The organism is Caballeronia sp. (genome assembly GCF_028292365.1).
In the GTDB taxonomy this organism is placed as follows: domain Bacteria; phylum Pseudomonadota; class Gammaproteobacteria; order Burkholderiales; family Burkholderiaceae; genus Caballeronia.
On the sequence record NZ_JAQGMM010000571.1, the window covers coordinates 1 to 6,009 of the forward strand.

The 6,009-nt window shown below is 60.4% G+C and carries 4 protein-coding genes; all 4 read left to right on the forward strand.

What is annotated here, in order from left to right; translation table 11 throughout:
* The first annotated feature begins 235 nt into the window (after positions 1-235).
* The 4 genes from JWR14_RS33690 (at position 236) to JWR14_RS33705 (ending at position 5,789) form a co-directional block, all read left to right on the forward strand.
* Positions 236-1,267: an acetamidase/formamidase family protein gene (locus JWR14_RS33690; protein WP_299718112.1), complete on the forward strand. Its 1,032-nt coding sequence runs from the start codon at positions 236-238 to the stop codon at positions 1,265-1,267.
* Between the two features lie 177 nt (positions 1,268-1,444).
* Complete coding sequence (locus JWR14_RS33695) at positions 1,445-3,820, forward strand: acetamidase/formamidase family protein (protein ID WP_299718113.1); 2,376 nt, start codon at positions 1,445-1,447, stop codon at positions 3,818-3,820.
* Positions 3,821-3,958: 138 nt separating this feature from the next.
* Entirely contained in the window at positions 3,959-4,861 is a 903-nt protein-coding gene (locus JWR14_RS33700) for a polysaccharide deacetylase family protein (RefSeq protein WP_299718114.1), read from the forward strand.
* Positions 4,862-4,937: 76 nt separating this feature from the next.
* On the forward strand, positions 4,938-5,789 hold the full coding sequence (locus tag JWR14_RS33705; RefSeq protein ID WP_299718115.1) for an ABC transporter substrate-binding protein: 852 nt from the start codon (positions 4,938-4,940) through the stop codon (positions 5,787-5,789).
* The last annotated feature ends 220 nt before the right edge of the window (positions 5,790-6,009 follow it).

The window sequence follows — 6,009 nt, forward strand, 5'->3', positions numbered from 1 at the left end:
GTTGCAATAGTGCAGGCTGGTATGCTGCGGGACCTTACAGGATGATGTGAACGACAATGAAAGCGCTGAGTCCGGCGGTAGCCTAAGTGCTGCGAAGCGGGGTGGCGCTGCAACCCGATTCGCCCACGCACAAGCTTTTGTACGCAGTCACCCAAGTGTATCTATTCTGTCGCTCGTACGATCTGGCTTCGGTCGCGTTGCACCGATCGCACACTCTTACGGAGCTTTAGAAAGCATGCTTCACGACTTGCCTGCCATCCAGAAAAATGTTCATTGGGGATATTTCGATGCGGCGCTAGCGCCCGCACTGATCGTCGAGAGCGGCGACTTCGTTCGTGCCGAAGCGATCACGCACCATGCTGGCGACGCTCCCGACCTCATGATGGATGACAAGGTGCGCGCGCTCTACGACACGATCCCCGAATCCGATCGCGAACCCGGCGTGCATCTGATGACGGGACCGATTTTTGTGAAGGACTCGAAGCCCGGCGACCTGCTCGAAGTGCGTTATCTGCAAATGATTCCGCGCTTCAACTACGGCTCGAATCTCGCGGCGCACTGGGGTCATCTGTTCACCGACTTCGAGAAAGAGCGCGTCACTATCTACGAACTCGATCAGGCTTCGAACACGGCTCACGCGCTCTATGCGTATGACTATCCCGGTAAATATCTCGTGCCGGGCAAGCGCTCGGAGATTCGCGACTGTTGCCGCGAGCTCGCGCTCGAAGGCATTCGCGTGCCGGTGCGCCCTCATCTGGGCACAGCAGGGGTCGCGCCCGACGTGGCCGGCCGTGTGAGCACCGTGCCGCCGGGCGCGCATGGCGGCAATATCGATAACTGGCGCATCGGCGCGGGCTCGACCATGTATTACCCGGTCGCCGTGGACGGCGGGTTGTTCTCGATCGGTGACCCGCATGTATCGCAAGGCGATGGCGAGATCAGCGGAACCGCGATCGAGGCGTCGCTCAATGTGATGTTTCAGATCGTGCTGCGGCGCGACTTCTCATTTCCCTCGCCGCTGCTGGAAACACCGGACTTCTGGATCGTTCATGGCTTCGATGAAGACCTCGACATCGCGACGAAAAACGCTGCACGCGATATGTTGTTGTTGCTCACCGAGCAGCAAGGCCTGTCGCGCGACGACGCGTATTCGCTAATGAGCGTTGCCGCGGATTTCTCCGTGACCCAAGTCGTCGATGGCCGTCAAGGTATTCACTGCAAGATCCCCCGCAGCATTTTTCCTCCGAAGAAACAGCCTCGCGCGTGAGTTGTGCGTGCGCGCGCTACAACGGTGCGCAAACGCACCGTTGTAGCGTAGCGAGGCGGTGGTGCGTCCATGCACCGTTGTAGCGCAGCGCGGCGGCGCTAAGGGCGTTGTTATCGATGGCACGGACATTGCCTTTGAATCACTCGACTGACGTTCGTCAGAGTCCGGGAGCCTGAGTTGGACTTACTGCATTTCACCACCGAGTCGTACGCCGAAGTAGATCGCCTGCGCGCATGGAGCGAGGCGCTCGACCGGCTTGGTCTGTGCTGCGGCGCGCCTCAGGCAGCCGTGCGCCCCTTGAATGGAACCATCAAGTCGCGCAAGTCGAGCAGCGGCTTTGAGCTGATCGCGCTGGCCGCATTTGCACAAACCATCGAGCTCAAGGTCGACGGTGCCGACAGTCTCGTGATCGTGCTACATCTCGACGGCGGCGCGACGCTCGTCGCCGACGGCGTGCGCGCGCGGATTGCGACCGGCGATATTATTTATGCGTCGTCGCGCGAGGAAGCGCGCCTGTCGTTCACGTCCGATTTCCGCGCGTTCGTGATCCGCGTGCCCCGCTCTGCCATCAACGCACGCCTTCTTACGCCGTTCTCGCTGCGTGCGGGGCGTTTGCCGGGCGAGGCCGGCATCGGTCACGTCTTCTCGGGCTTTCTGCGCTCGATTGCTGAAAGCGTGGAGACATTGTCGCTCGATGAGCTGCGTCCCCTCGAACTCGCGCTCGCGGAATTCCTGGTCGCGAGTCTCGCCGGTCACGACAAGGAAGGGAGCTACAGCGGCCTCACGCCATCTCAGGCCGCGATCTTTTCGCGCGTATGTCGAACCATCGAAGGCAACCTCGCTGACCCCAATCTCGGGCTGACGTCGATAGCGAAAGAAGAGCGCGTCTCGCCGCGCTATCTGCAGAAGCTGTTTGAAGCGGTTGGGCAGAATTTCTCGACCTACTTGCGCTCGCGCAGGCTGGAGCGCTGCCGCGCGGAGCTGGTCAATCCGCTGTATGAAAAGGTTTCGATTGCCGATGTTTGCTTCCGCTGGGGTTTCAACGATCCCGCGTATTTCAGCCGCGTGTTCCGCGAGCAATATGGTGCGTCGCCGCGCACCTTCCGACATGAAGCGGGTCTTGAATTAGCGCGCCATCTCGTGCGGCGAATCTCGCGCGGCTTGCCTGTCAATGCCGTGACTTTGCTCGTGCACGCACAGCTCGCCGAGCAGGGCGCGGTTCATGAAGTTATGGACGAGAGCGGCTTTGCCGAGCAGCTTGAAGCGCCTTCAGCACAACCGCCGCGCGAGTCCGGCAAGCCGCGTCATCATTTGTTGCGTGCAACAGCCAACACAATTCACTGGGGTTACTTCAGTCACGATCTCAAGCCCGTCCTCGAAGTGAACAGCGGCGATACAGTGACTATCGAAACGCTCACGCAACACGCGGCGGATGACTGGGAGCGCATGGTGCAAGGCGATCCTGGCGCCGAGAGCGTGTTCCACTGGACCGCCGCGCGCAAGAACGTCAACCGCCGCGGCGCGGGCCCCATGGACGCGTCAATCTACGGACGTGGCGCGGGAGAAGGCTTCGGCGTGCATATCTGCACCGGACCGATTGCCGTGCGCGGCGCGGAACCCGGCGATGTGCTGGAAGTGCGTATCGTCGATATTCACCCGCGCAGTTGCGCCAATCCGAAATTCGCCGGCCGCGCGTTCGGCAGCAATGCTGCTGCGTGGTGGGGCTTTCACTATCGCGAGTTATTGACCGAGCCGAAACCGCGCGAGGTCGTCACCATCTATGAACTCGACGCCGACGCCACCGCCGGCGAAACCGCATGCGCGCGCGCTGTCTATAACTTCCGCTGGACACCTCAGCGCGATCCCTTTGGCGTGATGCATCCGACAATCGATTATCCCGGCGTTCCGGTCGATCATTCGACGGTCGTCGAGAATCACGACATCCTCAAGAACGTCAAAATCCCGGTGCGTCCGCACTTCGGCGTGATCACCGTCGCGCCGCAGCAGGACGGTCTGATCGATTCGATTCCGCCGTCTACCTTCGGCGGCAATCTCGACAACTGGCGCCTGACGCGCGGCGCGAGCGTGTTCCTGCCAGTCGGGGTGCCGGGCGCGCTGCTCTCCATTGGCGACCCCCATGCATCGCAAGGAGACTCGGAACTGTGCGGTACCGCGATCGAGTGTTCGCTCACCGGCGACTTCCAACTGGTGGTTCATAAGAAAGAGACGCTCAGCGGCCAGCCGTTTGCGGACCTCACCTACCCGCTGGTCGAAACCGCCGAGGAATGGGTTCTTCACGGCTTCAGTTATCCGAACTATCTGGCCGAATTCGGCACCAGCGCGCAAAGCGCCGTGTATGAAAAATCGACCCTCGACCTCGCGATGCGCGACGCGTTCATCAAAACGCGGCGCTTCCTGATGACGACCAAGGGCCTCTCCGAAGATGAGGCGATCTCGCTGATCTCAGTCGCGGTCGACTTCGGCGTGACGCAGGTGGTGGACGGCAACTGGGGTGTTCACGCGATCATCCGGAAGGCGCTCTTCGACGCGTGAAGTAGCGAGTGGTGACCTTCAATGCGCGTGCGGACAAGAGTTTGTTCGCAGCAATCTCGATGCGGCTATTTTGGCATCCCTACCATTGGTTCTGACGTGAACACAGGCGTAGCGCCGCTCGACAGGACTCACTGGAACATGGATTCTCCCGCATATCGCGCGCTGCCCGGCCACGGGCGCTTTCAATATTCGCCGATCAACGACCGCCCTGTTTATCGCTGGCCTGACGGTTCGCGGCTCGCGGTCTATATCGGCTTCAACATCGAGCACTTTGCGTTCGGTGAAGGGCTGGGGCCGACTATCGGTCCGGTGATGCCTGAACCCGATGTGCTGAATCACGCGTGGCGTGAGTATGCATTGCGCGTGGGCGCATGGCGCTGTCTCGATCTCTTCGATGAACTCGCGCTGCCTACCGCCGCTATCATCAACACGGCGCTCTACGATCACTGCCCGGAGCTAGTCGCGGCGTTCGCTCAGCGCGGCGACGAACTCGTCGCGCACGGCCATACGAATTCGGAACGACAAGGAACGCTTACCGAAGACGACGAACGCACGCTGATCGTGGCATGCCGCGAGCGGATCGCGGCGGAGAGCGCGCAGCAGCCCGCGGGCTGGTTATCCCCGTGGCTCTCGGAAAGTCATGTCACAAGCGATCTTGTAGCCGAAGCGGGTTACCAGTACACGCTCAACTGGTGTCACGACGACCAGCCCACGCGCCTGCATACGCGCAACGGTCAGCCGCTGTGGGCGATTCCGTATCCGGAAGAAGTGAACGATATCCCGATGATCCTTGCGCGCCAAATGGACGCGAAGTCGTTCGCCGATTTGGTGATCGATCACTTCGAGGAAATGCTGCGGCAATCCGCGCGTCAGCCGCTGGTAATGGGCATCGCGTTGCATGCGTACCTGATGGGACAACCGCATCGTTTGTGTCACTTGCGGCGGGCGCTCGAACATATTGCCCGCGCACGCGACACAGGCCGCATCTGCGTCACTACGCCGGGTTCGATTGCAAGCCACATGGACTTTCTCGGCCGTTAGATCACTTCATTCTCGCTTCGCCGTACCTCCTCTTTCGCTCTTGTATCGTTCAACCTGAATAGGATTCGCCATGTTCATGTCAAAGGCAATCAAACTGCTGCTATGTGCAGTCACCGGCCTCCTCCTCGCACAAACTGCGTCAGCGCAATCATGCGAACCGTCTAAGGTGGCGCAGAAATATCCATCGCTTGCGGGCAAGACCATCAAGATCGGCGTGGACCCAGAGTCACCGCCGTATGCGTTTCGTGACAGCATGGATTTCAACAAGATCATCGGCGCCGACGCCGACATGGCCCGCGCCGTGTTCGCCTGCGCGGGCGTGAAGACGGAATTCTTCACCGGCGGCTGGTCGGGCTTGCTGCCCGCACTTCGTGCCGGACAGATCGATGTGATGTGGGACTTGCTGTATTACACGCCGGAACGCGCAAAGGAGACGAGCTTCGTCACATATATGCAGGCCGGCACGGGCGGTCTGGTGACAGCCGGCAACCCCAAGAAGATCGATGACATGTCCAAGCTCTGCGGCCTCACGGTCACGGCAGGCGTCGGCACCGTCGAACTGACGATGGAGCAAACGCAAGCCGCCAAATGCAAAGCGGAAAACAAGCCTGAGGTGACCGTCATGCCGTCCACCGATATGGCTTCAGGCGCGCGCCTCGTTGCAAGCCATCGCGCCGATGTATTCATGACCGACCTGGCGCTCGTCGATGGTCTCGCGAAACAGAACCCGCAGCTCTACATGCGCGGCTTCATGGTGAAGAGCGGCAATAACATTGGCGTGGGCGTGAAGAAAGGCAACTCCGACATGATCAAAGCCGTATCCGACGGACTGAAGATCATGCAGGCAAATCAGACGCAGAAGAAGACCTTCCAGCAGTACAACGTCGATCCGTCGCTGGAAACGCCGACCACACTGCTTACTCAATAAAGGCTGCCTGCGCGGCACACCGCATGGTGTGCCGGTAGCGTCATGGATCAGGTTCGGAAATGAATGCATTGAGTATCAAACATAGAGTTGTCGGCGCCCTCGGCATGCTTGCCATGCTCGCATTGCACCCGGTGATGGCCGCCGATCTCGCGGGCGTTCAAGTGCTCGACGGTTTCAAGGAACTAGCTGGTTATGTCGGCTCGCCGTTCCTGCTCGGCGG